At 71.6% G+C, this 24,604-nt stretch carries 29 protein-coding genes and 3 pseudogenes; 18 read left to right on the forward strand and 14 right to left on the reverse strand.

Annotated elements, in window-relative coordinates; all coding sequences use genetic code 11:
* Window positions 1–2: 2 nt before the first annotated feature.
* Window positions 3–659 (reverse strand): TetR/AcrR family transcriptional regulator, encoded by a 657-nt coding sequence (locus tag H7A72_RS15410; protein ID WP_185221084.1) that lies wholly within the window; start codon window positions 657–659, stop codon window positions 3–5.
* A 139-nt stretch (window positions 660–798) separates the two neighbouring features.
* On the opposite strand from H7A72_RS15410, the gene H7A72_RS15415 reads away from it, so the two are divergent.
* On the forward strand, window positions 799–1,515 hold the full coding sequence (locus tag H7A72_RS15415; RefSeq protein ID WP_185221085.1) for a hypothetical protein: 717 nt from the start codon (window positions 799–801) through the stop codon (window positions 1,513–1,515).
* On the opposite strand, the gene ppk2 is transcribed toward H7A72_RS15415, so the two are convergent.
* Window positions 1,434–2,324 carry a polyphosphate kinase 2 gene (ppk2, locus tag H7A72_RS15420; RefSeq protein ID WP_185221086.1) on the reverse strand — a complete coding sequence of 297 codons (891 nt, stop codon included), beginning with the start codon at window positions 2,322–2,324 and terminating at the stop codon, window positions 1,434–1,436. The two genes, H7A72_RS15415 and ppk2, sit on opposite strands and share 82 nt — an antisense overlap.
* A gap of 58 nt (window positions 2,325–2,382) precedes the next feature.
* On the opposite strand from ppk2, the gene H7A72_RS15425 reads away from it, so the two are divergent.
* From H7A72_RS15425 to H7A72_RS15435, 3 genes are read left to right on the forward strand one after another with little or no spacing between them, the layout of a single operon-like run.
* Window positions 2,383–2,670 (forward strand): hypothetical protein, encoded by a 288-nt coding sequence (locus tag H7A72_RS15425; RefSeq protein ID WP_185221087.1) that lies wholly within the window; start codon window positions 2,383–2,385, stop codon window positions 2,668–2,670.
* Window positions 2,661–2,981, forward strand: coding sequence for a hypothetical protein (locus H7A72_RS15430; RefSeq protein WP_185221088.1), 321 nt, complete (start codon window positions 2,661–2,663; stop codon window positions 2,979–2,981). The genes H7A72_RS15425 and H7A72_RS15430 overlap by 10 nt, the downstream gene beginning before the upstream one ends.
* Window positions 2,982–3,001: 20 nt before the next feature.
* Window positions 3,002–4,462, forward strand: coding sequence for a YdiU family protein (locus H7A72_RS15435; protein WP_185221089.1), 1,461 nt, complete (start codon window positions 3,002–3,004; stop codon window positions 4,460–4,462).
* Here the strand turns inward: H7A72_RS15435 and H7A72_RS15440 are convergent.
* Both H7A72_RS15440 and H7A72_RS15445 read right to left on the reverse strand, forming a co-directional pair.
* Complete coding sequence (locus tag H7A72_RS15440) at window positions 4,459–4,908, reverse strand: glyoxalase/bleomycin resistance/extradiol dioxygenase family protein (protein WP_200811120.1); 450 nt, start codon at window positions 4,906–4,908, stop codon at window positions 4,459–4,461. The two genes, H7A72_RS15435 and H7A72_RS15440, sit on opposite strands and share 4 nt — an antisense overlap.
* A 5-nt stretch (window positions 4,909–4,913) precedes the next feature.
* Window positions 4,914–5,768, reverse strand: coding sequence for an AraC family transcriptional regulator (locus H7A72_RS15445; protein WP_159451131.1), 855 nt, complete (start codon window positions 5,766–5,768; stop codon window positions 4,914–4,916).
* Between the two features lie 79 nt (window positions 5,769–5,847).
* On the opposite strand from H7A72_RS15445, the gene ybaK reads away from it, so the two are divergent.
* Window positions 5,848–6,354 carry a Cys-tRNA(Pro) deacylase gene (gene ybaK / locus H7A72_RS15450; RefSeq protein WP_084449658.1) on the forward strand — a complete coding sequence of 169 codons (507 nt, stop codon included), beginning with the start codon at window positions 5,848–5,850 and terminating at the stop codon, window positions 6,352–6,354.
* A gap of 98 nt (window positions 6,355–6,452) precedes the next feature.
* On the opposite strand, the gene H7A72_RS15455 is transcribed toward ybaK, so the two are convergent.
* Both H7A72_RS15455 and H7A72_RS15460 read right to left on the reverse strand, forming a co-directional pair.
* Window positions 6,453–7,100: an NAD(P)-dependent oxidoreductase gene (locus H7A72_RS15455; RefSeq protein WP_084449885.1), complete on the reverse strand. Its 648-nt coding sequence runs from the start codon at window positions 7,098–7,100 to the stop codon at window positions 6,453–6,455.
* Entirely contained in the window at window positions 7,097–7,987 is an 891-nt protein-coding gene (locus tag H7A72_RS15460; protein WP_185221090.1) for an EamA family transporter, read from the reverse strand. Before H7A72_RS15460 ends, H7A72_RS15455 begins: the two co-directional genes overlap by 4 nt.
* A gap of 62 nt (window positions 7,988–8,049) precedes the next feature.
* Here H7A72_RS15460 and H7A72_RS15465 point away from each other — a divergent pair, with 62 nt between their 5' ends.
* Window positions 8,050–8,559 carry a MarR family winged helix-turn-helix transcriptional regulator gene (locus H7A72_RS15465; RefSeq protein WP_084449656.1) on the forward strand — a complete coding sequence of 170 codons (510 nt, stop codon included), beginning with the start codon at window positions 8,050–8,052 and terminating at the stop codon, window positions 8,557–8,559.
* A gap of 13 nt (window positions 8,560–8,572) precedes the next feature.
* Here H7A72_RS15465 and H7A72_RS15470 read toward each other — a convergent pair whose 3' ends face one another.
* Window positions 8,573–8,908: a DUF952 domain-containing protein gene (locus H7A72_RS15470; RefSeq protein ID WP_084449655.1), complete on the reverse strand. Its 336-nt coding sequence runs from the start codon at window positions 8,906–8,908 to the stop codon at window positions 8,573–8,575.
* A 191-nt stretch (window positions 8,909–9,099) separates the two neighbouring features.
* Between H7A72_RS15470 and H7A72_RS15475 the strand changes: the two genes are divergently transcribed.
* The 3 genes from H7A72_RS15475 (at window position 9,100) to H7A72_RS15485 (ending at window position 10,800) form a co-directional block, all read left to right on the forward strand.
* Entirely contained in the window at window positions 9,100–9,792 is a 693-nt protein-coding gene (locus H7A72_RS15475) for an NYN domain-containing protein (protein WP_084449654.1), read from the forward strand.
* A 111-nt stretch (window positions 9,793–9,903) separates the two neighbouring features.
* A complete protein-coding gene (locus tag H7A72_RS15480) occupies window positions 9,904–10,320 on the forward strand; it encodes a helix-turn-helix transcriptional regulator (RefSeq protein WP_185222421.1) in 417 nt (138 codons plus the stop codon).
* 9 nt (window positions 10,321–10,329) lie between these two features.
* Window positions 10,330–10,800 carry a VOC family protein gene (locus H7A72_RS15485; RefSeq protein WP_185221091.1) on the forward strand — a complete coding sequence of 157 codons (471 nt, stop codon included), beginning with the start codon at window positions 10,330–10,332 and terminating at the stop codon, window positions 10,798–10,800.
* 102 nt (window positions 10,801–10,902) lie between these two features.
* Here the strand turns inward: H7A72_RS15485 and H7A72_RS15490 are convergent.
* Window positions 10,903–12,386, reverse strand: a pseudogene (locus tag H7A72_RS15490) (NAD-dependent succinate-semialdehyde dehydrogenase).
* A 90-nt stretch (window positions 12,387–12,476) separates the two neighbouring features.
* Between H7A72_RS15490 and H7A72_RS15495 the strand changes: the two are divergent.
* Window positions 12,477–13,717: pseudogene (locus H7A72_RS15495) on the forward strand (aspartate aminotransferase family protein).
* Window positions 13,718–13,720: 3 nt separating this feature from the next.
* The gene (locus H7A72_RS15500; RefSeq protein WP_084449649.1) at window positions 13,721–14,215 is read left to right on the forward strand and encodes a DUF3830 family protein; all 495 of its coding nucleotides are present in this window, start codon (window positions 13,721–13,723) and stop codon (window positions 14,213–14,215) included.
* 142 nt (window positions 14,216–14,357) lie between these two features.
* On the opposite strand, the gene H7A72_RS15505 is transcribed toward H7A72_RS15500, so the two are convergent.
* On the reverse strand, window positions 14,358–15,728 hold the full coding sequence (locus H7A72_RS15505) for an amidase (protein WP_185221092.1): 1,371 nt from the start codon (window positions 15,726–15,728) through the stop codon (window positions 14,358–14,360).
* Entirely contained in the window at window positions 15,725–16,714 is a 990-nt protein-coding gene (locus H7A72_RS15510; protein WP_185221093.1) for a D-2-hydroxyacid dehydrogenase, read from the reverse strand. The genes H7A72_RS15505 and H7A72_RS15510 overlap by 4 nt, the downstream gene beginning before the upstream one ends.
* Before the next feature lie 71 nt (window positions 16,715–16,785).
* Between H7A72_RS15510 and H7A72_RS15515 the strand changes: the two genes are divergently transcribed.
* The 3 genes from H7A72_RS15515 to H7A72_RS15525 are packed head-to-tail and all read left to right on the forward strand — an operon-like array spanning window position 16,786 to window position 18,957.
* Window positions 16,786–17,532: a hypothetical protein gene (locus tag H7A72_RS15515; protein WP_223277680.1), complete on the forward strand. Its 747-nt coding sequence runs from the start codon at window positions 16,786–16,788 to the stop codon at window positions 17,530–17,532.
* Window positions 17,529–18,293 carry a maleate cis-trans isomerase gene (locus tag H7A72_RS15520; protein WP_185221095.1) on the forward strand — a complete coding sequence of 255 codons (765 nt, stop codon included), beginning with the start codon at window positions 17,529–17,531 and terminating at the stop codon, window positions 18,291–18,293. Before H7A72_RS15515 ends, H7A72_RS15520 begins: the two co-directional genes overlap by 4 nt.
* Complete coding sequence (locus tag H7A72_RS15525) at window positions 18,280–18,957, forward strand: GntR family transcriptional regulator (protein ID WP_185221096.1); 678 nt, start codon at window positions 18,280–18,282, stop codon at window positions 18,955–18,957. Before H7A72_RS15520 ends, H7A72_RS15525 begins: the two co-directional genes overlap by 14 nt.
* Before the next feature lie 130 nt (window positions 18,958–19,087).
* Here H7A72_RS15525 and H7A72_RS15530 read toward each other — a convergent pair whose 3' ends face one another.
* Window positions 19,088–20,293, reverse strand: coding sequence for a Glu/Leu/Phe/Val dehydrogenase dimerization domain-containing protein (locus H7A72_RS15530; RefSeq protein ID WP_084449643.1), 1,206 nt, complete (start codon window positions 20,291–20,293; stop codon window positions 19,088–19,090).
* A gap of 184 nt (window positions 20,294–20,477) precedes the next feature.
* Here H7A72_RS15530 and H7A72_RS17020 point away from each other — a divergent pair.
* Both H7A72_RS17020 and H7A72_RS16965 read left to right on the forward strand, forming a co-directional pair.
* A pseudogene (locus tag H7A72_RS17020) lies at window positions 20,478–20,936 on the forward strand (LysR family transcriptional regulator); the annotation flags it as partial.
* A gap of 70 nt (window positions 20,937–21,006) precedes the next feature.
* Entirely contained in the window at window positions 21,007–21,393 is a 387-nt protein-coding gene (locus tag H7A72_RS16965; protein ID WP_255494252.1) for a LysR substrate-binding domain-containing protein, read from the forward strand.
* Here the strand turns inward: H7A72_RS16965 and H7A72_RS15540 are convergent.
* Genes H7A72_RS15540 through H7A72_RS15550 form a run of 3 tightly spaced genes read right to left on the reverse strand, consistent with a single transcriptional unit; the run spans window position 21,390 to window position 23,229 of the window.
* Window positions 21,390–21,980 carry a DUF998 domain-containing protein gene (locus tag H7A72_RS15540; RefSeq protein ID WP_072625870.1) on the reverse strand — a complete coding sequence of 197 codons (591 nt, stop codon included), beginning with the start codon at window positions 21,978–21,980 and terminating at the stop codon, window positions 21,390–21,392. The two genes, H7A72_RS16965 and H7A72_RS15540, sit on opposite strands and share 4 nt — an antisense overlap.
* Window positions 21,977–22,303 carry a hypothetical protein gene (locus H7A72_RS15545; protein WP_159451129.1) on the reverse strand — a complete coding sequence of 109 codons (327 nt, stop codon included), beginning with the start codon at window positions 22,301–22,303 and terminating at the stop codon, window positions 21,977–21,979. The genes H7A72_RS15540 and H7A72_RS15545 overlap by 4 nt, the downstream gene beginning before the upstream one ends.
* On the reverse strand, window positions 22,300–23,229 hold the full coding sequence (locus tag H7A72_RS15550; protein WP_072625872.1) for an alpha/beta hydrolase: 930 nt from the start codon (window positions 23,227–23,229) through the stop codon (window positions 22,300–22,302). The genes H7A72_RS15545 and H7A72_RS15550 overlap by 4 nt, the downstream gene beginning before the upstream one ends.
* A gap of 92 nt (window positions 23,230–23,321) precedes the next feature.
* Here H7A72_RS15550 and H7A72_RS15555 point away from each other — a divergent pair, with 92 nt between their 5' ends.
* Window positions 23,322–23,957: a DUF3105 domain-containing protein gene (locus H7A72_RS15555; protein WP_072625873.1), complete on the forward strand. Its 636-nt coding sequence runs from the start codon at window positions 23,322–23,324 to the stop codon at window positions 23,955–23,957.
* Entirely contained in the window at window positions 23,954–24,583 is a 630-nt protein-coding gene (locus tag H7A72_RS15560; RefSeq protein WP_084449642.1) for a DUF305 domain-containing protein, read from the forward strand. Before H7A72_RS15555 ends, H7A72_RS15560 begins: the two co-directional genes overlap by 4 nt.
* Window positions 24,584–24,604 lie beyond the last annotated feature (21 nt).

Consider the following 24,604-nt stretch of genomic DNA (forward strand, 5'->3'; position numbering starts at 1 on the left):
GGTCACCCTGCACCGGCGAGGCCGAGGGTGTCGACCTGTCGCTGGAGCAGGGCGCGGAAGAACGGATCGGCCGGCTCAGCACTGCCGACGAGATGGCCACCGAGCTCGAGCGTGACGGCGCCGATGAGGGCGGCGAGCTCGGCGAGGACGGCGCCTCCCCCTTCGCGCGTCACGCCCTCGGCGACCTCTGTGAGGACCTCCATCTGCCGGGCCACCCGCGGGGCTGCGAAGGGGGCGACCTCCACCCCTCCCGCCACCGCGAGGAAGGGGCGGGCCACCGCGGCCGCGGCCGGCACTGTCTCCGGAGGGGCGACGTACCCGGGCACCGGGGTGCCGTAGATCAGCTGGAACTCGTGCGGACGCTCGACGGCCCACCCACGCATGGCCTCCCCGAGGGCGATCCACCGGCGGTCAGGACGGCGGGCCCGCACCGACTCGAGCGCGGCGGCCAGGCTCTCGTAGCTCTCGAGGATCATCGCCGTGAGCAGCGCCTCGCGGGTCGGGAAGTAGCGGTAGACGGCCGAGCTGACCATGCCGACCTCACGGGCCACGGCACGCATCGACAGGCCTCCCCCACCGTGGGCCGCGATCTCCTCGCGCGCCGCCCGCAGGATCGCCGCCGTCGTGCGCGCCCTGGACTCTTCCCTCGCACCCGCCATGGCGACATCCTGCCATGACCGAGAGCACCGCTCTTGTTTTACCCCGGCGAGAGGGTCTACCGTCATCGACAACCGAGAGCACCGCTCTCACTTTAGGGAAGGGCCCACGATGCGCGACCACACGACACGGCACCTGGTGATGCCGACCATCTCGTCCGGCCTGCTCATGGCGGGCTACCGGCTGCTCCGGCCCTACGGCGACGCCGCGTCGTCGACCTCACCGGAGGCCGCGGCGGCCTTCGCCAGCCCGTGGTGGGTCGTCGCTCACCTCGCGGGAGCCCTCGCCCTCGTCCAGCTGGCCCGCGTCGGCCTGCGGATCGACGACCTGCGCGGGACCCCGACGACGATGCTCGCCCGCTGGAGCGGGCTCGCCGGGGTCGCACTCGTCCTGCCCTACTTCGGGGCCGAGACCTTCGGCCTGCACGCGATCGGGCGGGCCGGCCTCGACGACCCGGCCGTGCTCCAGCTCGTCGACGAGGTGCGGGGGCACCCCGCGGCCCTGACGACCTTCGGCCTCGGGCTGCTGCTCCTCGCGGTGAGCGGGGTCTGCACGGCCCTGGCCTGGCAGCGGGCTGTCCGGTCAGGCCGCTGGACGGCGCCCGCGTGGGCAGCCTGGCCGCTCGGCGTCGGCGCCGCCCTCGTGCTGCCGCAGTTCTACCTGCCGCCGACGGGGCGGGTGGGATTCGGGGTGGCCTTCGCCGTCGCGGCGGTGGTGCTGGCCGTCTCGGCCCTTCGAGACGGCCGCGGACGGCCTCCTCAGGGACCGGGCGTGCGTCAGTCTCCCTCGGTCTTGCGTCCGCGGGAGACGACCTTGCGGTCCGGCGTGAAGACGACCTCAGGGTCCTTGCCCTCATAGTCGAACTGGTTGAGGAAGAAGCGGATCGCATTGATCCGGCCGCGCTTCTTGTCGTTGGACTTGATGACCGTCCACGGCGCGTGCCGGGTGTCCGTGCGGCGGAACATCTCCTCCTTGGCCTCGGTGTAGGCCTCCCACTTGTCGAGGCTCTCGAGGTCCATCGGGGAGAGCTTCCACCGGCGCACCGGGTCGATCTGGCGGATGGCGAAGCGGGTGCGCTGCTCCTGCTGGGTCACCGAGAACCACAGCTTGGTGACGTGCACCCCGGCGTCGGCGAGCATCCGCTCGATCTTCGGCGCCTGGTCCATGAAGCCCTCGTACTGCTCGTCGCTGCAGAAGCCCATGACCCGCTCGACGCCGGCCCGGTTGTACCAGGAGCGGTCGAAGAGGACGATCTCGCCGCTCGTCGGCAGGTGCTGGATGTAGCGCTGGAAGTACCACTGCCCGAGCTCTCGTTCCGAGGGCTTGGTCAGGGCGACGACGCGGGCGCCTCGCGGGTTGAGGTGCTCGGTGAAGCGCTTGATCGTCCCGCCCTTGCCCGCGGCGTCGCGGCCCTCGAAGAGCACGACGAACTTGCGCCCCGTGTCCTGCGCCCAGTACTGGAACTTCAGCAGCTCGATCTGCAGCAGGTACTTCTGGACGTCGTACTCCTCGCGCTCCATGAGGGAGTCGTAGGGGTAGTTCTCGCGCCAGGTCTCGACGGCCTTGCCGTCAGGGGCGATGAGCATCGGGTCGTCGCCCTGGTCGTCACGCACGGTGTAGCCCTCGACCATGAGCCGGTCGATGTACTCGCGGAGGTTCTGCTGCATGCGTGATGGATACCAAGGTCAGGTTGACGGGAGGTGGACGTCAGGCGAAGGGAGGAGCGTGCGCGGCTGCTTCAATGGCGGCATGGAGCAGCGCCGCGCGTACTGGGACGAGACCCACCTCTACGAGGTCGACACCGAGGTCATCGCCGTGTGTGACGAGCCGACTCCCGGCATCGCCGTGCGCGAGGGCCCCGTCCACCCGAAGGGGGGCGACCTGCCCGCCGTCGGCGAGAGCGTGCACGTCGCGATCGACCCGGAGGTGCGCCGCCGGCACGCGGCGCTCCACTCCGCGGGACACCTGCTCGACGCGTGCGTCGTGCCGTTGGGTTCGTCAACGTGGGCCTGAGCCACACACCGGGTCAGGCATTCCTCCTCTACGACGTCGACGGAGGCACCCTGCCCGACGGCGAGGAGGCGAAGGCCGCGCTCGTCGAGACGGTCCTCGACCGGGCTCGTGAGCACGTCGCGGCCGCCCTCCCCTTCGGCGCCGAGGTCGACGCCGAAGGAGTGCGCCGGGTGACGATCGAGGGCCTGCAGACCGACCCGTGTGGTGGGACGCACGTGCGCACGACGGCCGACCTCACCGGCATCCAGATCACCCGCGTGCGCACCAAGAAGGGGCAGCTCAAGCTGAGCTACACGGCCCAGCACGCGTGAGCGTCTGCGATGGTGGGGGCATGAGGTGGCCCTGCGACAACACCTTCGTCCGTGATCTCGGCTGGCTCGGGGCGCGGGTCGACCCGGTCCCCGTGCGCGCCCCCGAGCTGCTGGCGCTCGACGACGACCTCGCCGTCGAGCTCGGCCTCGACCCGGGCGCCCTGCGCTCCCCGGACGGCGTCGCGGTCCTCGCGGGCAATGCCGTCGCCGAGGGATCGGAGCCGATCGCCCAGGCCTACGCCGGCCACCAGTTCGGTCACCTCTCCCCGATGCTCGGCGACGGTCGGGCCCACCTGCTCGGGGAGGTCGTCGACACCCGCGGCCGACGCCGCGACATCGCGCTCAAGGGGTCCGGGCGCACCCCCTTCTCCCGGGGCGGTGACGGCCGCGCGGTCATGGGGCCCGTGCTGCGCGAGGTCCTCGTCTCCGAGTTCATGCACGCGGTCGGCGTGCCGACGACGCGGGCCCTGGCTGCCGTCGCGACCGGCGAGCCGGTGCTGCGCGAGCGGCCCCTGCCGGGCGCCGTCCTCACCCGGGTCGCCGCCTCGCACCTGCGCATCGGCACCCTCGTCCTCGTCGCCACGCAGGGCAGCCTCGAGCAGCTCGCCGCCGTCGTCGAGCACGCCCGCGCCCGGCACCACCCCGACATCCCGAAGAACGACCCGATGGCTCTGCTCACCGCGGTCGTCGAGCGACAGGCCGAGCTCATCGCGCAGTGGATGTCCCTCGGCTTCATCCACGGGGTGATGAACACCGACAACATGACCCTCTCCGGCGAGACGATCGACTACGGCCCGTGCGCCTTCCTCGACGCCTACGACCCGGAGACCTTCTTCAGCAGCGTCGACACCGGCGGCCGCTACCGCTACTCCGCGCAGCCGACGATGGCGCTGTGGGGCCTCGCGCGGCTGGCCGAGTGCCTCATCCCGCTCGCCGACGGCGAGGCCGACGACCTCGTGACGCAGGCGCAGGAGCGACTCGAGGCTTTCACCCCGGCCTACGAGCAGCACGTGCTCGACAACTTCCGCATCAAGCTCGGCCTCGTCCGCGACGTCGCCGGGGACAACGCGCTCGTCGAGGACCTGCTGCAGATCGCCGCGGACGAGTCGCTGGACTTCACCGGCCTCTTCCGCGACCTCGCCCGGGTGCTGCGCGACGAGCCGACGCCGACCCTGGACCGCGTCCGGGACGTGGCGCGGTGGCAGGCCTGGCGGGACCGGTGGCTGACCCGCCTGGAGGGCGAAGGGAGGGACCCTGCGGTCATCGCCGGGCTCATGGACGAGGTCAACCCGATCCACATCCCCCGCAACCACCTCGTCGAGGAGGCCCTCGCCGCGGCGCACGCGGGCAACCTCGCTCCCTTCGAGCAGCTGCTCGAGGTGCTGCGCTCCCCCTTCGTCGAGACGCCGGGGCGGGAGCGCTACGCCGAGCCGGCCGACCCGGACTTCACGCGCGGCTACGTGACCTACTGCGGGACCTAGCCGGTCGAGCCGTCGGCCCACGCGTCGAGGGCGCCCCGCACCGCGTCCTCGCTCATCGCGATGGGGGTGCCGATGATCCACTGGTGACCGAAGGGGTCCCGGAAGCGGCCCTGCCGGGACCCGTACGGCTGGTCGTCCACCGCGAAGACCACCTCGGCGCCGTGGTCGACCGCTCGGGCGACGACGGCGTCCGGGTCGTCGCAGACGATGTCGAGGATGTGCCCGCCACCACCGGCCGGCGGGCCGGGGTCGACGTCGTCGGCGTCCTTGACGTGCAGCTCCCCACCGCCGGGGAGCAGGAGTCGCGCGAAGACGACGGCGTCACCCATGGAGTGGCGGACGTCCAGCTCCGCGCCGAGGGCGTCGCGGTAGAAGTCGATCGCCCGGTCGGCGCCACCGGGACCGTCGCCGATGACGAGCTTGGGGGACAGTCGCATCTGGTCCATGGCAGTCAGTCTCGTGGCTCATCGCTCACGTGGACTTGGACATTTCGGCGCTCCTCAGCCAACCACGCGGTGGGACTGCACCCGATGAGCTCGCGCCAGTCCCGGACGAGGTGACTGTGATCGGCATATCCACACTCCGCCGCGGTGTCGGCGATGGTCGCATCGAGCCCGGCGACGATGCGCGCCCGGGACCGCTCGAACCGCGCCAGACGCAGGACCTGACCGGGACCGACGCCGAGCTCACGGTGGAACAGGGTGCGCAGCTGACGCTCGCTGAGCAGGACCTCTCGGGCGAGCGCGGTCACGCGCATCCGTCCCCCGGAGGCGTGCGCACGGCGCCACGCGTGGGCGACCTCGGGGCGAGGGTCCCGGCCCCTGTCGGTACAGCGACTGCGCACCCACTGCCGCAAGACCTGCGCCTGCTGGGCGTCGTCGACCTCGGCCAGCTCCTCGCGCAGGTCCTCCGCCGACCGGCCGAGGAGCACATCGAGCCCGACCGTCGTGTGGCCGTCCGTGCCGGGAGCCAGAGCGGCTGCCGGGCAGCCCAAGAGTCGCCGCGCTGCCAGCGGGGAGAGGGACAGATGAACCCCGCTGGATCGGCCCTCCTCCCACGTCCACGCGGCGTGGTGCTGAAGTCCTCCGACGAGGCTCGTCAGACGCTGGCGAACATCCGGTGCCGTCGCGGTACCGCCGCCGATCGACACTGGTCCAGCGGTCGCGATGACCACTGTGAGCGAGGTGCTGGGCACACCGCGATGCCAACGTCCGCGCGGGAGCTCGCCGTCGTACGCGACCGCGGACGTGATGCCGTCCGCGGTCATCTCCGGCCACCGCAGGGGTGTCATCGTCGGCCCGGGCATGATCCCAGTCTGGCGTTGTGCGCTGGGGTGGGCCACCCGTTCGCCCGTCGGCGGGAGCCGTCGCTGGCAGGCTGACCCCATGAGCAAGCGAGCGAAGGGGGCCGGGGCCACCCCGGCGACGCGGGCGCTGACGGCCGCGGGCATCGGGTTCACCGAGCGCCCGTACGAGCACGACCCGCGGGCGGATTCCTACGGGCTCGAGGCGGCGGAGGCACTCGGCGTCGAGCCAGAGCGGGTCTTCAAGACCCTCCTCGCCCAGACCGACCTGCCGCGGGACCACGGCCTCGTCGTCGGGATCGTGCCCGTGACCGGGCAGCTCGACCTCAAGGCACTCGCGGCCGCGGTCGGCGCGAAGATGGCGACCATGGCCGACGCCGCGCTCGCCGAGCGCACCACCGGGTACGTCGTCGGCGGGATCAGCCCGATCGGGCAGAAGCGCTCCCTTCGCACGGTCGTGGACGACTCTGCCCTCGAGCACGGGAGCATCCTCGTCAGCGGGGGGCGCCGTGGTCTGGACCTGGAGCTCGCACCGGCCGACCTGATCGCGGCGACCGAGGCGACCACCGCGCCCATCGTTCGCGCTTGAGGCGGGCGTGTCGCGCGGCAGGTCGCGTCCGCGGCAACGAGTTCATGGGCATTGCGGCCCAACCGAGCGGTGAACTGCCGCGCGACACACCCCCTTCGTCACCACCCCACGGCAACGACCCCGCGAGACACACGCGGCTGCTCGATCTCGTCGCATACCGCCAGGGCGAAGTCCTCCATCGCGATCCGGGAGGTGCCATCAGCAGCCACGACGAGGTCCGCCTCGCAGCGGCTCCCCACGTGTTGGCGGTACGTGCCGCGGGCACCGCCGGGTCGGAAGTCCGCCGCCGGAGCGAGGTAGGTCCATTCCGGCTCGGGGTCGGCCGTTCCGAGCAGGTCGAGTTGTTGCGCGCTGGCCTCTGCGATCCGGCGGAACTCCGCCGGAACCCACCGAGGGTCGTCCATGGCTCGCCGCCTCGTCCCCGGCACCCGCAGTGGGGCGGCGCCCCCGATGACGACCAGACGCGCATCAGCACGGGCCGCTGCCTCGGCGAGCGAGATCGTCATTTCCACGACGGCACCCTCGCCACCCGGTGCCGGTCGGGTGGCGCCGACGATGACGTCGACGCCCTGCGCGGCCGCCACGACGGCCGCGGTGTCGGTGACGTCGAGACGAACGATCCGAGCCGGTCCAACCCCGGGTCTGGGTGAGCGGGCTGCGGCAACCACGTCATGTCCGCGCCGCACCGCCTCAGCAACGACACACGACCCTGCCGCACCCGACCCACCGATGACCAGGACCCTCATGCCGCGACCACCCGCGGGGGACGCGCAGCACGGGGCCGCCACTGAGCCGCGACCACCGCCACGAGTGCGAGGGCGAAGCCCACGGCCTGCACCGGGGTGAGGCCTTCACCCAGCACCGCCCAGCCGAGTGCGGCGGCGACGAGCGGCGAGAGGATCGGCAGGAACGAGGCCACGCCCGCTGGCATCCGCCCGATCCCGCGGAACCACAGTACGTAGGCCAGCAGACCGCCGACCAGGGCCAGCCAGCCGTAGCCGAGGAGCGCCATGGCGTCGAGCGGCGGGGGTGCCCCTTCGACCCCGAGCGTGAGCGGCAGCATCACCAGCCCCCCGCCCGTCAGCTGCCACCCGGTGAAGGCGACGGCCCCGACCGGCGGCGCCCACCGCTTGGAAAGCACGGTGCCCAGCGCCATCGACGCCGCACTCCCGGCACCCGCTGCGACGCCCACCGGGTCGAGTCCTCGCTCGGGACCGAGCACCATGGCGGTCACGCCGAGGACCGCGAGCAGACCCCAGACGATCCGCCGCGCCGTGACCCGCTCACCGAGCAGGGCCAGGGCGAGGAGGGCGACGATGAGGGGACCGGCCGCCCCGAAGATGCCAGCCACCCCGCCAGGGAGGGTGTAGGCCGCGAGGAAGAGCAGCGGGAAGAAGGCACCGATGTTCAGCGTGCCGAGCACGACCGACCGCCACCACCACGCCCCGGTCGGCAGCGTCCGCCCGAGCGCGAGCGCGATGAGGCCGGCAGGGAGGGCTCGTAGCTCTCCCGACCACAGGGGGTGGCCCGACGGCAGCAGTTCGGTGGTCACGAGGTAGGTCGTCCCCCACGTGACGGGCGCGATGGCCGTCAGCACAGGGTCTGTTAATGTTTCGACATCTAATTGTTTCATGCGTTAAGAGAATCATGGCCTAAGGTTGGCGTCAAACACTTAGACGTCGAAGGAAGTGTCCTATGGCCGACCGCGTCAGCGACTACTTGGCCCAGTGGGCCGCCGTGCGGCCCGATCTGGATGTCTCGTCCATGGGCGTCGTCGGGCGCATCTCTCGGGCTGGGGAGATCCTCGGCCGCGCCGTGTCCGAAAACTTCCGGGAGCACGGGATCCAGTCGGGCGAGTTCGACACCCTCGCGACCCTGCGCCGGTCAGGAGCCCCCCACACACTGACCCCTGGCCAGCTTGCGCGCAGTGCCATGGTCAGCGGCGCCGCGATGACCAACCGTCTGCAGCGCCTCGAGGACCGGGGCCTGCTGGAGCGCGCCACGGACCCGGACAATCGGCGGAGTGTGCGGGTGCGCCTCACCGAGGCCGGCCTCGAGGTCGTCGACGCGGCCGTGGCCACTCACGTCGCCACCCAGCAACAAGCCCTCGATCAGGCACTCACCCCCCGTGAGCAGGCGCAGCTCGCCGACCTGCTCGAGCGCTTCCTCGAGGGGTCAGGCGACAATTCCGCAGACCCGGGCTGACACGCCCCGTTCGTCAGAGGCGCAGGGCGCCGACCTGGCTGACGCACCCGACCGGCAGGTCACCGCCGTAGACGTGCGGGAAGAGCTCGTCGCCACCGGCCACCGCCGGCTCGTAGCGGACGTCGAGGCCGTACTCGTCGAGGGCCCGCTCGTCGATCGTCAGGGCGAGGAGCGGCTCGGCGACGTCGGCGTAGAAGCGGGCGAGCACCCCGTCGAGCTGCTCCGGCGACCCGCTGCAGTGCATGAAGCCCTCCTGCGCGATCGTCCGGCCGATCGTCGAGACCGGATAGCTGCCCGTGGCCTGCGCTGCCTGCCAGTCGGACTCGAGGGCGATGTGCTGGAGGGTCATGGGGTCCATCGTGCCGTGCTCTCCCCTTCGAGACGGCCGTGGACAGCCTCCCCAGGGAGCGAAGACGACGCGTGAGAGATCACAGACGATGCTCTTGCCAGCCCGGTTCAGCTCAACTAGGTTGTGCGTGTTGCTCCCCGCCGCCCTCCACGGGTTGGCGGGGATTTTTTTCTCAGACGAGGGGGTCATCGATGCTGCCCGAGCCGCCCAAGCTGCGCGCTGCCGTGGTGATCGACTATCAAAACGTCCACCTGACCGCGAGAGACATATTCGAGCCTGGCCAACCGCCACAGGTCGCGTTGATCGACCCCAGCCTGTTTGCTCGGGCCGCCGTACAAGAGCGCAACAAGCGGCAGCGCAAGGGGCACCCGCACGCAACAGTCGTCAAGGTTTTCGTCGCCCGTGGACTGCCTCACACCGATCACGAGCGCGAACAGAACGCCAGGTGCACTGCCCAAGCTGAACAGTGGCGGAGCCAGGGAGCCGAGGTCTACCTCCGCGACCTGAAGTACGACTACGAACGCGATGCAAGCGGCAGGCCGATCAAGGACATCAACGGCAAGACGACACCTAAGGGTCGCGGTCGAGAGAAGGGTATCGACGTTGCTTGCGCAGTCAGGGCGGTCCGACTCGCTGTACAACCGACCATCGACGTGGTGCTCCTCGCGTCACGAGACACGGACCTCGTACCGGTGCTCGACGAGATCTACGACATGCGCGGCATCGACCCCACAGCGGTTGCAGCGATCGAGACGCTGACCTGGGATGACCGGGCAGCTGCTCTTCGACTTGGCAGCCTTCGCCCCAGTGGGAACCGAAGGATCTGGAACACCAACCTCGACCGACGCATCTTCGAAGCCTCAAGGGACCGCAGAGCCTACTGACGGCCGACCGCCGCACCGCGCGTCGGTAGTTGAGCAGGCAGGGGCCCGCCCACGCTGCGCGCGGGACCCAGCACCTCGACCAGCGGGAGTCGCTAGCGTCGAGGGGTGACCATGACCCCGCGGGAGGACCAGAACCGCCGCCTGCTGCGAGCACGGGACGCCATGGACCGCGACTACGCGAGCGGGCTGGACATCCCTTCGCTCGCCCGGGTGGCGCTGATGTCGCCGGCGCACTTCTCCCGGCAGTTCGCGGCGACCTTCGGCGAGACGCCGCACCGCTACCTGCAGCGGCGGCGGATCGAGCGGGCGATGACCCTGCTGCGCGACCACGACCGCAGCGTCACCGAGGTGGCGCTGGCCGTCGGCTACGACAGCCTCGGAACCTTCAGCCGGACCTTCCGTCGGGTCACCGGGCGGACGCCGAGCGACTTCCGCGACGAGGCGCCGATCGCCGCCCCGGGGTGCGTGGTGTCGCGGTGGACGAGACCGAGCAGTTTCGGAGAAGCGCGCCAGCCGCCGCGTCCCTAGGTTGGAGCCATGTTCACAGGGATCAGCCACCACTCCGTCTACGTCCTCGACCAGGACCAGGCGCTCGACTTCTACTGCGGCAAGCTCGGCTTCGAGGTGAGTGCCGACGTCGACCTGGGCTTCATGCGCTGGCTCACCGTCGCGCTGCCCGCCCAGCCCGACCGGCAGATCATGCTGGAGGTGCCGGGCGCCCCCTTCGTCGACGAGGAGACCGCGGCGCAGCTGCGGGACCTGCTCACCAAGGGCGCGCTCGGAGCCGCCGCCATCCTCACGACCGACGACTGCCGGGCCACCTACGAGGACCTGCGGGCGAAGGGGGTGGAGTTCACCGAGGAGCCGACCGAGCGCCCCTACGGCATCGACTGCGCGCTGCGGGACCCCTTTGGCAACCCCGTGCGGATCACCCAGCCCGCCCAGGGCCCGGTGACCGCCGAGGACTTCGCCGAGCACGGGGAGAGCGCGACCGACCTGCGGGCCTGATCCGCCACTCAGCAAGAGAAACTGCCGCTTCGCAAGGGTTTGAAACCCTTGCGAAGCGGCGGTTTCTCGGGTGACCCGGAAATCGGGGAGGCTGGTGGGGCGTCAGGCCATCCGCACGCCGATGTACTTCGACTCGAGGAACTCGTCGATGCCGGTGAAGCCGCCCTCGCGGCCGACGCCGGACTCCTTGATCCCACCGAAGGGGGCAGCCGGGTTGGACACGACGCCCTGGTTGAGCCCGACCATCCCCGCCTCGAGGGCCTCGCTCACCCGCAGGCCGCGGTTGAGGTCTTGGGTGAAGACATAGGAGATGAGGCCGAAGGGGGTGTCGTTGGCCAGCGCGATCGCCTCCTCCTCGGTGTCGAACTCGGTGATCGCCGCGACCGGGCCGAAGATCTCGGCGCTGCCCATGTCGGCCTCCGCGGGCACGCCGGTGAGCACCGTCGCCGGGTAGAAGTAGCCGTCACGGTCCGCGGGGGCGCCGCCGAGCTGCGCGGTGGCCCCGCGGTCGAGCGCATCACGGACGAGCTCGTCGACCTTGTCGACCGCCTTCTGGTTGACGAGCGGGCCGACGACGACGCCGTCCTCGACACCACGCCCCATCGGCAGCGCCCCCATCCGCTCCCCCAGCCGGCGGGCGAACTCCTCGGCGACACCTCGCTGCACGAGGATCCGGTTGGCCGCGGTGCAGGCCTGGCCGATGTTGCGCATCTTCGCCGCCATGGCCCCCTCGACGGCGACGTCGAGGTCGGCGTCGTCGAAGACGAGGAAGGGGGCATTGCCGCCGAGCTCCATCGACGTGCGCATGACGGTCTTCGCGGCGAGCTCGAGCAGGTGCTTGCCGACCGGCGTCGACCCGGTGAAGGAGATCTTGCGCGAGCGCGGGTCAAGGATCATCGGGCGCATGACGTCGTCGCTCTTGCTCGTCGTCACGACGTTGACCACGCCCGCGGGCAGGCCCGCCTGCACGAGGATGTCGGCGAGCGCGAGGGTCGACAGCGGGGTCTCGGCCGCCGGCTTGATGACCGACGTGCACCCGGCGGCGATGGCCGGCCCGATCTTGCGGGTGCCCATCGCCATGGGGAAGTTCCACGGGGTGATGAGGATGCACGGGCCGACCGGCTGCTTGGCGACGAGGAAGCGCGAGCCGCCCGCCGGCGCGGTCATGAAGCCGCCGTCGATGCGCACGGCCTCCTCCGCGAACCAGCGGAAGAACTCGGCGGCGTAGGCCACCTCCCCCTTCGCCTCGGCCAGGGGCTTGCCCATCTCGAGGGTCATGATCAGGCGAGCCGGTCGACGTCGGCGAGCATGAGCTCACGGGCGCGGGTGAGGATCTCGCTGCGCTCGCGGGGCGGCACCTGCGCCCACTCCGCCTGCGCCGCGACGGCGGCGTCGAGGGCCGCGGCGGCCTCGTCGGGGTCGGCGTCGGCGACCTCGACGAGGTGCTCGCCGGTCGACGGGTCGTCGACCGGCATCGTCGCGCGGGTCGTGCGCCACTCGCCCCCGATGAAGAGGCCGGTGGGCACCGAGGCGATGGCCTCGCGCTCCTGCTCGCGGGTGACCTCTGGCGTGTCCGTAATCGTCATGGAAGGCTCCTTCGTCAGCGTCCTTGCCGTCTCCCCAACCGTAGACGTATTGTCAACAATCAGACGAACAACCCGACCTCGGAGGTCCCGATGACAGCGCTGTCCCCCCTGCTGAAGCAGGCCACCCCCGTGACGATCGACCACGCCCTCGGCTCGGAGATCTTCGACGTCGACGGCAACCGCCACCTCGACTTCACCGCCGGCATCGGCGTCGTGAGCACCGGGCACTGCCACCCCAAGGTCGTCGCCGCCGCGCAGGAGCAGGTCGGCAAGCTCATCCACGGCCAGTACACGACGGTCATGCACCAGCCGCTGCTCGCCCTCGTCGACAAACTGCAGGGGGTCCTCCCTTCGCACCTGGACAGCCTCTTCTTCGCCAACTCCGGCAGCGAGGCGCTCGAGGCCTCCCTCCGCCTCTCCCGCCAGGCGACCGGCCGGCCCAATGTCATCGTCTTCCACGGCGGCTTCCACGGCCGCACCGTCGCGACGGCGACGATGACGACCTCCGGCACCCGCTTCTCGCGGCTTCTCCCCGCTCATGGGCGGGGGTGCACGTCGCCCCCTTCCCCACCGCCTACCGCTACGGCTGGAGCGAGGAGGAGGCCACCGCCTTCGCCCTCAAGGAGCTCGACTACATCCTCGCGACGCTCACCTCACCGCAGGAGACCGCCGCCTTCATCGTCGAGCCGGTCCTCGGCGAAGGGGGCTACATCCCCGGCAACACCGCCTTCTTCCAGGGGCTGCGCGAGCGGGCCGACAGGCACGGGATCCTCCTCGTCATGGACGAGGTCCAGACCGGATTCGGCCGCACCGGCAAGATGTTCGGCCACGAGCACTTCGACGTGCAGCCCGACATCATCACCCTGGCGAAGGGGGTCGCCTCCGGCTTCCCGATCTCCGGCATCGCCGCGAGCGAGGAGCTGATGGGCAAGGCGTGGCCGGGCTCGCAGGGCGGCACCTACGGCGGCAATGCCGTCGCGTGCGCCGCGGCCGTCGCCACCCTCGAGGTCATCGAGGAGGAGGGCTTGGTCGCCAACTCCGCCGAGCGCGGCACCCAGCTGCTCGAGGGTGCGAAGGCCGCCGCCATCGAAGGGATCGGCGACGTGCGCGGCCTCGGCCTGCTCGTCGGCAGCGAGTTCACCGCGGCCGACGGCACGCCCGACACGGCCCGCGCCCAGGCGGCGCAGCAGCTCGCCGCCAAGAAGGGCCTGCTCCTGCTCACCTGCGGCGCCCACATGAACGTCGTGCGGATGATCCCGCCGCTCGTCGTCACCGCCGAGCAGGTCGACGAGGCCCTGGAGATCTGGGGCAAAGTCCTGGCGGAGGTCTGAGCCATGGCCCGGTACATCACGATCGCCCTCGAGTCGCGCGGCGTGGTGTGCCGGGCGCGGCTGCTCGACGACGAGGCGCCCCTGACCTGCGCCGCGGTGTGGGATGCGCTGCCCGCGGGCGGTGACGCCTTCCACGCGAAGTACGCGCGCAACGAGGTCTACACACTGCTGCCACGGATCGCGGCCGCCCCGCACCGCGAGAATCCCACGGTCACCCCGATCCCCGGCGACGTTTGCCTCTTCGACTTCGAGCCCTGGGAGATCGGCAACCCGGCCTACGGCTACGAGCCCGGGTCCGAGGCGCACGCGGCCCAGGGGGCAACCGACCTGGCGATCTTCTACGGCCGCAACAACCTGCTCATCAACGGCGACGTCGGCTGGGTACCCGGGTCGGTCTTCGCGACGATCGAGGAGGGCCTGGCCGAGATGGCAGCGGCCTGCACCGACCTGTGGCGGCGAGGCTTCGAGGGCGAACGGCTGGTCTTCGCCCGGGCCTGAGGGCGTCGCGCCCAGACCTCACGAATATCGGGTCACCCGAGAAACCCGTCCTTGACAAGAGTTTCAAACCCTTGCGAAGGGGAGGTTTCTCGGGTGACCCGAGAAACGGGTGACGACCGCAGCCGCCGTGGGCCGGGCCGGGTCAGCCGGCGAGGACCGACTCGACCCAGCGCGCCGCGGCCAGGACGAGGTCGTCGGAGTGCCGCGGACCGATGATCTGCAGACCGACCGGGAGACCGGCCGCAGTCGTGCCGCACGGGATGCTGATCGCCGGCTGCTGGGTCATGTTGAAGGGGTAGGTGAAGGGGGTCCACTGCGCCCAGTGCGTCATGCCGCTGCCCGGGGGGACGTCGTGGCCGGCCTCGAAGGCGGGGATCGGCATCGTCGGCGTGATGAGCAGGTTGTGCTGCTCGTGGAAGGCACCCATCGTGATGCCGAGCCCGGCCGCGACGGCACGCGCCTCGAAGACGTCGACGCCGCTCACCGACTCGCCCAGGTCCCAGGCCCGGCCGAGCTCGGGGTCGATCGTGTCGCGGGCGCCCGGCATCGTCCGCAGCAGCGTCGCCGCGCTGGCGCCCCACAGCAGCTCGAAGGCGTCGAAGGGGTCGTCGAAGCCCGGGTCGGTCGCGGTGACGTGCAACCCGGCGGCGTCGACCTTGGCCACCGCGGCGTCGACGGTCGCGGCGACCTCCGGGTCGACGTCGACCCACCCGAGGTCTCGCGAGTAGGCGACGTGCAGCCCGGTGAGGTCGCGGGCGAGCTCACCGCGGAAGGTCGCGCGCGGCGGTGCGAGCGCGGTCGGGTCGCGGTGGTCGGGCAGCGAGATGATGTCCATGAGCAGCGCCGCGTCCTCGACGGTGCGCGTCATCGGGCCGGCGTGGGCGAGCGGCCCGAAAGGGCTGGCGGGGAACATCGGCACCCGCCCGTGGGTCGGCTTGAAGCCGACGATCCCGCAGAAGGAGGCGGGGATGCGGATGCTGCCCCCGGCGTCGGTCCCGACGGCGACGGGGCCCATCCCGGCGGCGACGATCGCGGCGGCACCACCGGAGGACCCCCCTGCGGTCATCCGGGTGTCGAGGGGGTTGCGGGTCACGCCGGTGAGGGGCGAGTCGGTGACGCCCTTCCAGGCGATCTCGGGGGTGGTGTTCTTGCCGACGAAGACCATGCCGTCCTCGCGCAGTCGCGCGGTGACGGGGGCGTCGACGTCCCAGGTCTGGTCGGGGTCGATCGACTTCGAGCCGCGAAGGGTGGGCCACCCCTTGGTGAGGAAGATGTCCTTCATCGAGGTGGGGACCCCGTCGAGCAGCCCCTGGGGGGCGCCGGCCTGCCACCGGGCCTCCGACGCGCGGGCCTGCGCCAGGGCGCTCTCCCGGTCGACGAGGCACATCGCGTTGATCTCGCCGTCGACCTCGTCGATCCGGGCCAGGACCGCCTCGGTCGCCTCGACGGGCGAGAGCTCCTTGGCGCCGTAGGCGGCGACGAGCTCGACGGCGGTCATCTCGGTGGGGGTCATCGGGCGCTCCCGTCGGTCGGTACGTAGCCCAGCGAGGTGTCGACGACGTCGCGCAGCGGCTCCTCGTCGACCCAGCGGGCGAAGTTGTCGGTGAAGACGCGCACGAGCGCGTCACGCCACCCGACGAAGTCGCCCGAGTTGTGCGGGGTGATGCGCACGTCGGGCAGGTCCCACAGAGGGTGGTCGTCGGGCAGCGGCTCGGTGTCGAGCACGTCGAGGGCGGCCCCGGCGATGGCCCCCTCGCGCAGGGCGGTGACGAGGTCGTCGGTGACGACCGACTCGCCGCGGCCGACGTTGATCAGGCGGGCGTGGTCGGCCATCGCGCGGAAGGCGACGCCGTCGAGCATGCCGCGGGTGGCCTCGGTGAGCGGGGCGATGCACACGACCCAGTCGGCGCCCCCGAGGGCCTCGTGCAGGTCCTCCTGGGCCGTGACCGTGCCGAAGTCGGGGTCGTCGGTGCGCGCCCGCCGCCCGGAGCCGGAGACCCGGATGCCGGCGGCACGCAGGAGCCGGGCGATGGCCCGGCCGATCTGGCCGGTGCCGATGACGAGGGCGCTCGTGCCGGCGACGCGCTCGGACTCGCGGTGCACCCAGCGGCGCGCCTGCTGCAGCTCCCACGAGCGGGGCAGGTCCTTGGCGAAGCTCAGCACCTGCCCGAGCACGTACTCGGCGATCGCCTCGTCGAAGACGCCGCGCGAGTTGGTGAGCACGACGTCACTCGCGCGCAGCTCGGGCGAGAGGATCGCGTCGACGCCGGTCGAGGCGACATGGATCCACTCGAGGGCGTCGGCGGCGGGCCAGGCATCGGGGATCGCGCTGGAGAAGAAGTCGTAGGCGAAGAGGACGTCGGCCCCGACGATCGCCTCGGGCAGCTCGGCGGCGGTGGCGTAGCGCACCTCGCGCGCCCGCTCCACGACCGGCGCCATCGAGCTCTCACTGGGCATCTCGCCGTCGTGGAGCACGACGACGACGGGCTGGCGAGACATGTTGACAACGTATGAGCGGGTTCCTAGATTGTCAACAATCTGGCAATCCCGGTGCGAAGGGAGGTCCGCACGTGGTCCTGACCGGCGCGGAGCTCGACGGGCCGCTGGCCCAGCGCGGCATCGGGGTCATCGCCCCCTTCGACCTCGCCCTCGAGCGAGAGCTGTGGCGCTGGGCACCGTTGGAGGTCAGCTTCCACCTGGCACGCACCCCCTTCGAGCCGGTGCCCGTGAGCCTGGAGATGGCGCAGCGGGTCTCGTCGGTGAGCGCCCTGCAGGACGCCACCCGTGACGTGCTCGGGGTCGAGCCCGAAGTCGTCGCCTACCTGTGCAGCTCGGGCAGCTTCATCCACGGTCGTGACGGCGAGACCGCGCTCGTCGACGCAATCCGCGAGGCCGGCGCCCCCGAGGCGCTGACCTCCTCCGGAGCTCTCGCGGAGGCGGTGACCACCCTTGGGCTGCAACGCATCTCGGTCATCACGCCCTACGACCAACCGCTGACCGACCGGCTCGTCGACTTCCTCGGCGAGCTCGAGGTCGGGGTCGTCACCCAGCAGCACCTCGGGCTTGCCGGCGGCATCTGGCGGGTCAACTACCGCACCGTCGCGGCGCTCGTCGAGGCTGCCGACGACCCGGCGGCCGAGGCGATCTTCGTCTCGTGCACCAACCTGCCGACCTACGACATCATCGACCCACTCGAGCGCGAGCTCGGCAAGCCGGTGCTCACCGCCAACCAGCTGACGGTGTGGGCCTGCCTGGCGCGGATGGGCCTGCCGATGATGGGGCCCGGCAGGTGGCTGAGGGAGGTCTTCGGCTCATGAGCACACCCGCCACGACCACACCGACGACGGCCGGCATCATCTACCCCGACCACGCGGCCGAGGACGAGTACCCCTGGGCCGCAGACCTGCTCGGCGTGCGCCTGCCCGTCGTCCACGTCTACGGCACCGACCTGCACGCCGTCCCCGAGCTGCTCGACCTCGGGCGCCCGGACCGCCTGGCCGAGGGCGCCGCGCGGCTCGCTGAGCACCGCCCGCAGTCGGTCCTGTGGGCGTGCACGTCAGGCAGCTTCGTCTACGGGCCGGAGGGAGCGCGCGACCAGATCGACCAGCTCGCCTCTGCCGCAGGGGTGCCCGCGTCGAGCACGAGCGCCGCCTTTGTCGACGCCCTCGCCCACCTCGGCCTGACCCGGGTCGCCGTGGCGGCGAGCTATCCCGACGACGTGGCCCGCCTCTTCGTCGACTACCTCGCGGCCGCCGGCGTCGAGGTCGTCGCGATGGGCAGCGCCGGCATCGACACCGCCGCCGAGGTCGGCCACCTCACCCCCGAGCAGGTCGCCGAGCTGGCCGTCTCCCGCGACCATCCCGAGGCGCAGACGCTCCTCGTCCCCGACACCGCGATGCGTACCCTCGCGGTGGTGCCCGAGCTCGAGGCCCGCCTCGGCAAGCCGGTCCTCACGGCCAACCAGGTGACGATCTGGCAGGCGCTGCGGCTCGCGGGGTCGACGCCGACGACGCCGGACCTCGGCGCCCTCTTCGCCCGACGCCTCCCCCCACGAAGGCAGGACCATGCCCGTCAGTGAGCTCAGCCCCAACCCGCGCCGGTCGACGGTCGAGTACATCGCCGACGAGCTGCGCGACGCGATCATGGCCGGGCGTCTCGAGCCGGGCGAGCAGCTCGGCGAGGCGGACCTGGCGCGGCGCTTCGAGGTCTCGCGGGGCCCGCTGCGCGAAGCGATGCAGCGACTGGTCTCCGAGGGGCTGCTCCACGCGATCACCAACCGCGGGGTCTTCGTCACCGAGCTGACGCTCGAGGACGTGCTCGACGTCTACCGCACCCGCTCGGTCATCGAGCGCGGCGCCCTCGAGGTCGTCCTCGACGGAGCGCGGCGCGAGGAGACGGCTGACGAGCTCGACGACGTCCTGCGCCGCATGCGTCGTGCCGCGGCGAAGGGGGACGGTCCCGCCGTCTCCGACGCGGACCAGCACTTCCACGAGGTGCTCGTCGAGGCCTCGGGCAGCCCCCGCCTCATCCGCGCGATGCGCACCCTGCTCGTCGAGACCCGCATGTGCCTGGGCGAGCTGCGCACGACCTACGGCGACCTCGAGACCCAGGTCCACGAGCACGAAGAGCTGCGCACCGCGATCCTCGAGGCCACCCCGGCGAAGGCCAAGGCTGCCCTCCAGGCCCACCTCGACGATGCCGTCAGCCGGCTCGTCGACAAGCGCGAGGCCGCACGACCTTGAAGAAATGCGGCCGCCCGCCTGACCCCCTTCGCCTCCTGACTCTGCATTGCCCTACGGCAATGCGCAGATTGGGATGGCGGACTCCGCATTGCCGTAGGGCAATGCAGAGTCGCGGCCGGGCCAGGACACCTCAGGGGATGACGATCTGCGCCCCCTCGAGCGCGTGCAGGTTGCTCGACGCGAGGGCAAACCCGCTCTGCCGCATGGGGATCCGGTCGCAGGTCCACCGCTCGGCGAGCACGGCGACCTTGGCCCGCATCTCCGCCGAGAGCCGGTCGAAGGAATCCTGCGGGTCACAGCCGACCTGCCCCTGCAGCAGCCACCACGCCCACGCGGCGGCACCGGCGTTGGCGATGAAGTCGGGCACGACGACGACACCACGCGCGACGAGCGCGTCCTCGGCGCCCCACGTCGTGGCGGCATTGGCCGCCTCGACGACGACCCCCGCCGCCACCTGGTCCACGTTGTCCTCGCGGATCGCGTAGGAGACCGCCGCCGGGACGAAGATGTCGGCAGTGATGCCGACGATCGCCTCGCGCGGCAGCTGCTGCACGTGGGCCGGCACCCGGGTCCGGTCGATCTCGCCGTACTCGTCGCGCAGGTCGAGCAGCGCGGGGACGTCGAGGCCCGCCGGGTCGCAGAGCGTGCCGCGGGCGTCGGCGACCGCCGTCACCCGCGCGCCGGCCTCGTGGAGGTACCACGCCGCGCCGCCACCCATGGTGCCGACGCCCTGGATCGCGATCGTCGTCTCCGGGATCGCCCAGCCGAAGCCCTCGGCCGCACCCAGGCAGGCCTCGGCGACGCCGTAGCCGCCGATGACGTCACCGAGCGGGTACCCGTCGTCGGTCATGACCTCGAGGCCGGCCTGCACGCGCGCGAGGGTCTCCTCGGGCTGCGGCGAGCGCGAGATGGCCGCGTGGAAGGACTGCGAGAGGCCCACCTCGGCGAAGACGTCGTCGATGAGCTGCTGGGTCACCCCGAGGTCCTCGGCGGTGACCCACCGGCCGTCGAGCCACGGACGCATCTCGGTGAAGAAGCGCGTGAGGACGCCGAAGGCCCGCGGGTCCTTCGGGTCGAAGTCCACTCCCCCCTTCGCCCCGCCGACGGGCAGGCCGAAGGCCGCCGTCTTGGTGGCCATGCCCCGGGCCAGGTCCCCGACCTCGCTGATCGTGCAGCCGGGCCGCATGCGGGTGCCGCCGGTGGCGATGCCCCCGACGAGGGTGTGGACGACGAGGTAGCCGTGGGCACCGGTGACCGGGTCGACCCAGGTGATCTGGTGGGCGGGCTCGCGGTCGACGAAGTCGTGGGCCGGGTTGGTGGTGTGGGTCGCCGTCATGGTGATGACCGCCAATCTGAAAAGGGGGTGCAGTAGGGCCAGCGTCAGCGAGTGACCCGCTTCACGTCCAGTTACAGAAGGTGCGCTGGATCGTGCACCCCCACTGCACGGTCGCCGCCTCGCCCACGACCGGCGGCGCGCGGCCTACTGTGGGCGGATGGAGTTGTCCCTGCGACGCCTGCAGATGCTGCGCGAGCTCCACCGGCGCGGCACGGTGACCGCTGCCGCCCAGGCCCTGCACTACAGCCCGTCGGGCGTCTCCCAGCAGCTCGCCCAGCTCGAGCGCGAGGTCGGCGTCAAGCTCATCGAGCGCCACGGCCGCCGCGTCCAGCTCACCGAGCTCGGCCTGCTCCTGTCCGACCACGCCGAGGAGATCCTCGGCTCGGTCGAGCGCGCCACCGCCGCGATCGAGCAGGCCCAGGCGGGCATCACCGCGCGCCTGAGCGTCGGCGTGTGGGCCTCGGTCGCCTCCGGCCTGCTGCCTCGCGCGCTGTCGGCGCTGCACCTCGACCACCCCGGCATCGAGGTGCGCACGAGCGAGCTCGCGCCCGAGGAGACGGCCGACGCCGTCCGTGACGGGCTGCTCGACATGTCCTTCGTCATCGACTACTCGAGCCACACGATCGACCCCGACCCGGCCCTCCAGCGCTCGGTCGTCGCCGTCGAGCGGCTGCACGCCGCCGTGCCCGAGGGGCTCGGTCGTCGGCGAGACCGTGGGTCTGCACGACCTCGCGGACTTCCCGTGGATCCTCGCCGGGCCCCGGTCGCACTTCGGCCGGGCGGTGCGCGTGTGGTGCCACGAGCGCGGCTTCGAGCCGCGCATCGCACACACGGTCGAGGAGCAGTTCACCGCTTTGGCGATGATCGCCGGCGGCCTCGGCGTCACCCTCGTCTCCGACCTCGGCCTGACGTTGCTGCCGCCGGGGGTCGATGTCGTCCCCCTCGACGAGCCGGTGCTGCGGACCGTCTCGATCGCGCACCGGGCGACGACGTCACCGCGCCCTTCCATCGACCTCTTCGTCGAGGCGGTGCGCACGGCGGCCGCGGAGCAGGGGCTGGCGGCGGGACCGCCAGCTCCCCCCTTCGCCCCCGGGGGCTAGTCCCGACCGCGGGCGAGGAGCAGGGCCAGGCCGGCGCCGACCTGCCACACGACCACGGCGTAGACGGCCGTCCGCTCGGCCGTGCCGAAGCCGACCGCGTTGGTGAGGGCGAGCACCCAGCCGAGCCCGCACACCACCGTGCACACCACGGTCCAGACGGCCAGCGCGCGATGGCGCCACAGCGCGCCGGTGAGTGCCGCGAGGAGCACGAACCCGCCGCCGATGGCCAGGAGGGCGCCGGCCCCGTGCACGGTCTCGCCGGCGGGCGAGAGGCCGACGAGGACCAGCCCGAGCGCGTAGACCGCGACGAGCGGGAGCACGAGCCACCGCCATCGCGGGACGAAGGGGGCCAGCGCCCACCCCGCGAGCAGGGCCCGCAGGCCGGAGCCGATGAAGGTCACGTTCATCGCCGCGTGCCGAGTCGAGACCGCCCCGTCGGGCATCTCGAAGGGCACGCCGAGCGCGCTGATCGCGTCGACGGTCAGGTCGTAGGGCCGTCCCTGCCAGCCCGCGAGAGCCCACGCCTCGCCGGCGAAGTACAGAGCCGCCAGCAGGAGCAGCAGCCCCCCGAGTCGGCGACGGGTCACGCGGAGGACGAAGGGGGGTCTGCAGGGTCGTCGGGCTCGGGCCGCTGGTCGGCGACGAGGTCGACGCCGGCCGCGAGGCCGGAGCGCACCTTGCCCAGCAGGTCGGTGGCCTTGCCGCCGGTCACCCGGTCGATCTCGCCCTCGGCGTGGCCGAGCCACTCGTGCGCCTGCTCGCGGTGGGCGTCGGCGAAGCCGCCCGCGGCGCTCACCGCGTCCTGGGCGAGCTTGGCCGCCGCCGCGCCCGCTTGGGCGAGGTGCTTGTCGAGCTCGAGGTCCTCGATGGCCCGGCGGGCATCGCGCTTGCCCTCGGTCACGGGACTCACGCCCCCTTCGTCGTCAGGTGCTCGTCGAGCCAGCCGATGATGCGCTCGGTGACCTCGTCACGGACGGTGTCGTTGAGCAGCTCGTGCCGGCCCTCGGGATAGATCTCGAGGGTCACGTCGCGGACGCCGGCATCGCGGTACCACCCAGCGACCTTGCGCACGGCCTCACCACCGACGGGGTCCTGGGAGCCGGAGAGGAAGAAGACCGGCAGGTCGACGGGGGTGCGGCCGGCGAGCGCCGGCAGGGAGTTGACCCCGCCCAGCAGGTCGGCGAAGAAGCCGGCGGTGAAGACCTCGCCGCAGCGTTCGTCGTCGATGTAGCGCTGGACCTCGTCGGGGTCGCGGGAGAGCCAGTCGAAGTCGGTCCGCGCGGGCGTGAAGGCCTTGTTGAAGGACCCGAAGGTCAGGGAGTTCATCAGGCGGGAGGTCGCCCGGCGGCCGCGGACCCGGGACTCGGCCCTGGCGACGAGCTCGCCGACGCGGCCGAGCAGCCCCTGGTCGCCGCCGGTGCCGCTGAAGACGGCGCCGGCGAGGTCGTGGCCGTAGCGGGTGACGTAGTCACGGCCGAGCAGCGAGCCCATCGAGTGACCGAAGAAGAAGAGGGGCAGGCCGGGGTGGGCCTCACGGGCGGCCTGCGCGACGGTGTGCATGTCGTCGACGGCCGTGTCCCAGCCGTGGTCGTCGGCGTAGTAGCCGCGGTCCTCCTGCTCGGTCGAGGTCTCGCCGTGGCCGCGATGGTCGTGCATCCACGCTGCGTAGCCGGCGTCGGTGAGCGCCTGCGCGAAGCGCTCGTAGCGCCCGGAGTGCTCGGCCATCCCGTGGGCCATCTGGACGACGCCCTTGGCCTCGCCGTCGGGCTGCCAGGTGCGCACGAAGAGTGGCAACCCGTCCTGCGGGGAGGTGATGGTCGTCGTCTCTGAACGCATGCAGTCAGACTAGTGGCGAGCACCCTCAGTAGACCTTCAGTTGACGGTGCAATAATCCCGGCAATTCCGCCCCCGCCTACCCCGAGGGACCCATGAGCAGCAAGAAGTCGATGTCCGCCCGCGAGGTCAAGCTCGCCGAGGCACGCAAGAAGGCCCAGTCCGCCGAGCGTCGCCGCTCCCTCCTCCTGGCAGGTGCCGCAGCCGTGGTGATCGCACTCATCGCTGGCACCGTGGGCTATGCCATCGTCAGCGAGCGCGACGACCGCCGGGCCGCGGGAGACCTGTCGGGGGTCAAGACCTTCGACTACACGGGCGGCAACCACGTCGAGGGCAAGATCGACTACAAGGAGTCGCCGCCCGTGGGCGGCGAGCACAACGGCGTGTGGCTCAACTGCGGCACCTACGACACGCCGGTGCCCGACGAGCACGCCGTCCACTCCCTCGAGCACGGCGCCGTGTGGATCGGCTACGACCCCGACCTGCCTGAGGCCGACGTCAAGAAGCTGGACGACGCGCTGCCCGACACCTACACGATCCTCTCGCCCTACGAGGGCAAGATGCCCGGCAAGATCGTCCTGTCGGCCTGGAGCAACCAGCTGAGCGTCGACTCGGCTGACGACCCGCGGATCAAGGGCTTCATCAAGGAGTACCGGCAGGGCAAGCAGACCCCCGAGCCCGGGGCGGCCTGCACCGGTGGTGTGACCCCCGAGACGAGCCTGGTCAAGTGACCCCCCGGGTCGTCCTCGCCGCGGTCGTCGCGCTCGCGATCGGTCTCGTCGCCGGCCTGGCGCTCAGCCGCGTCGGCGGGGACGACCTCCCTGGTGACGACAGCGTCGCCGCCGGCTTCGCCCGCGACATGCAGACGCACCACGACCAGGCCGTCGAGATGTCCTGGATCATCTACGACCGCACCGACGACTCGTTGGTGCGCTCCCTCGCCTACGACATCGCGCGCACCCAGGAGTCGCAGTCGGGGCAGATGGCCGGTTGGCTGCAGGTCTGGGGGCTCTCGCCCACCGGACCCGGCAAGCAGATGGACTGGATGCGTGGCCTGGGCCACGAGCACGGCGCAACGATGACCCTCGGCGATGACGGCCTGATGCCCGGCATGGCGACCCAGGCCGAGATGACCAAGCTGAAGGGGATGCGCGGCAAGGCGGCCGACATCTACTACCTCCAGATGATGATCCGCCACCACAAGGCGGGTGTGCCGATGGCCGAGGCCGCGCGTGACAACTCTCAGAATGACGCCGTCGAGACCCTCGCCCAGTCGATCATCAACAGCCAGACCACCGAGGTCGAGACGATGACCCAGATGCTCAAGGAGCGCGGCGCCAAGCCCCTGGCCGACTGATCCCGTGGGTCGAGGTGGGCC

This window comes from Janibacter sp. YB324 (assembly GCF_014217915.1).
Classification (GTDB): domain Bacteria; phylum Actinomycetota; class Actinomycetes; order Actinomycetales; family Dermatophilaceae; genus Janibacter; species Janibacter indicus.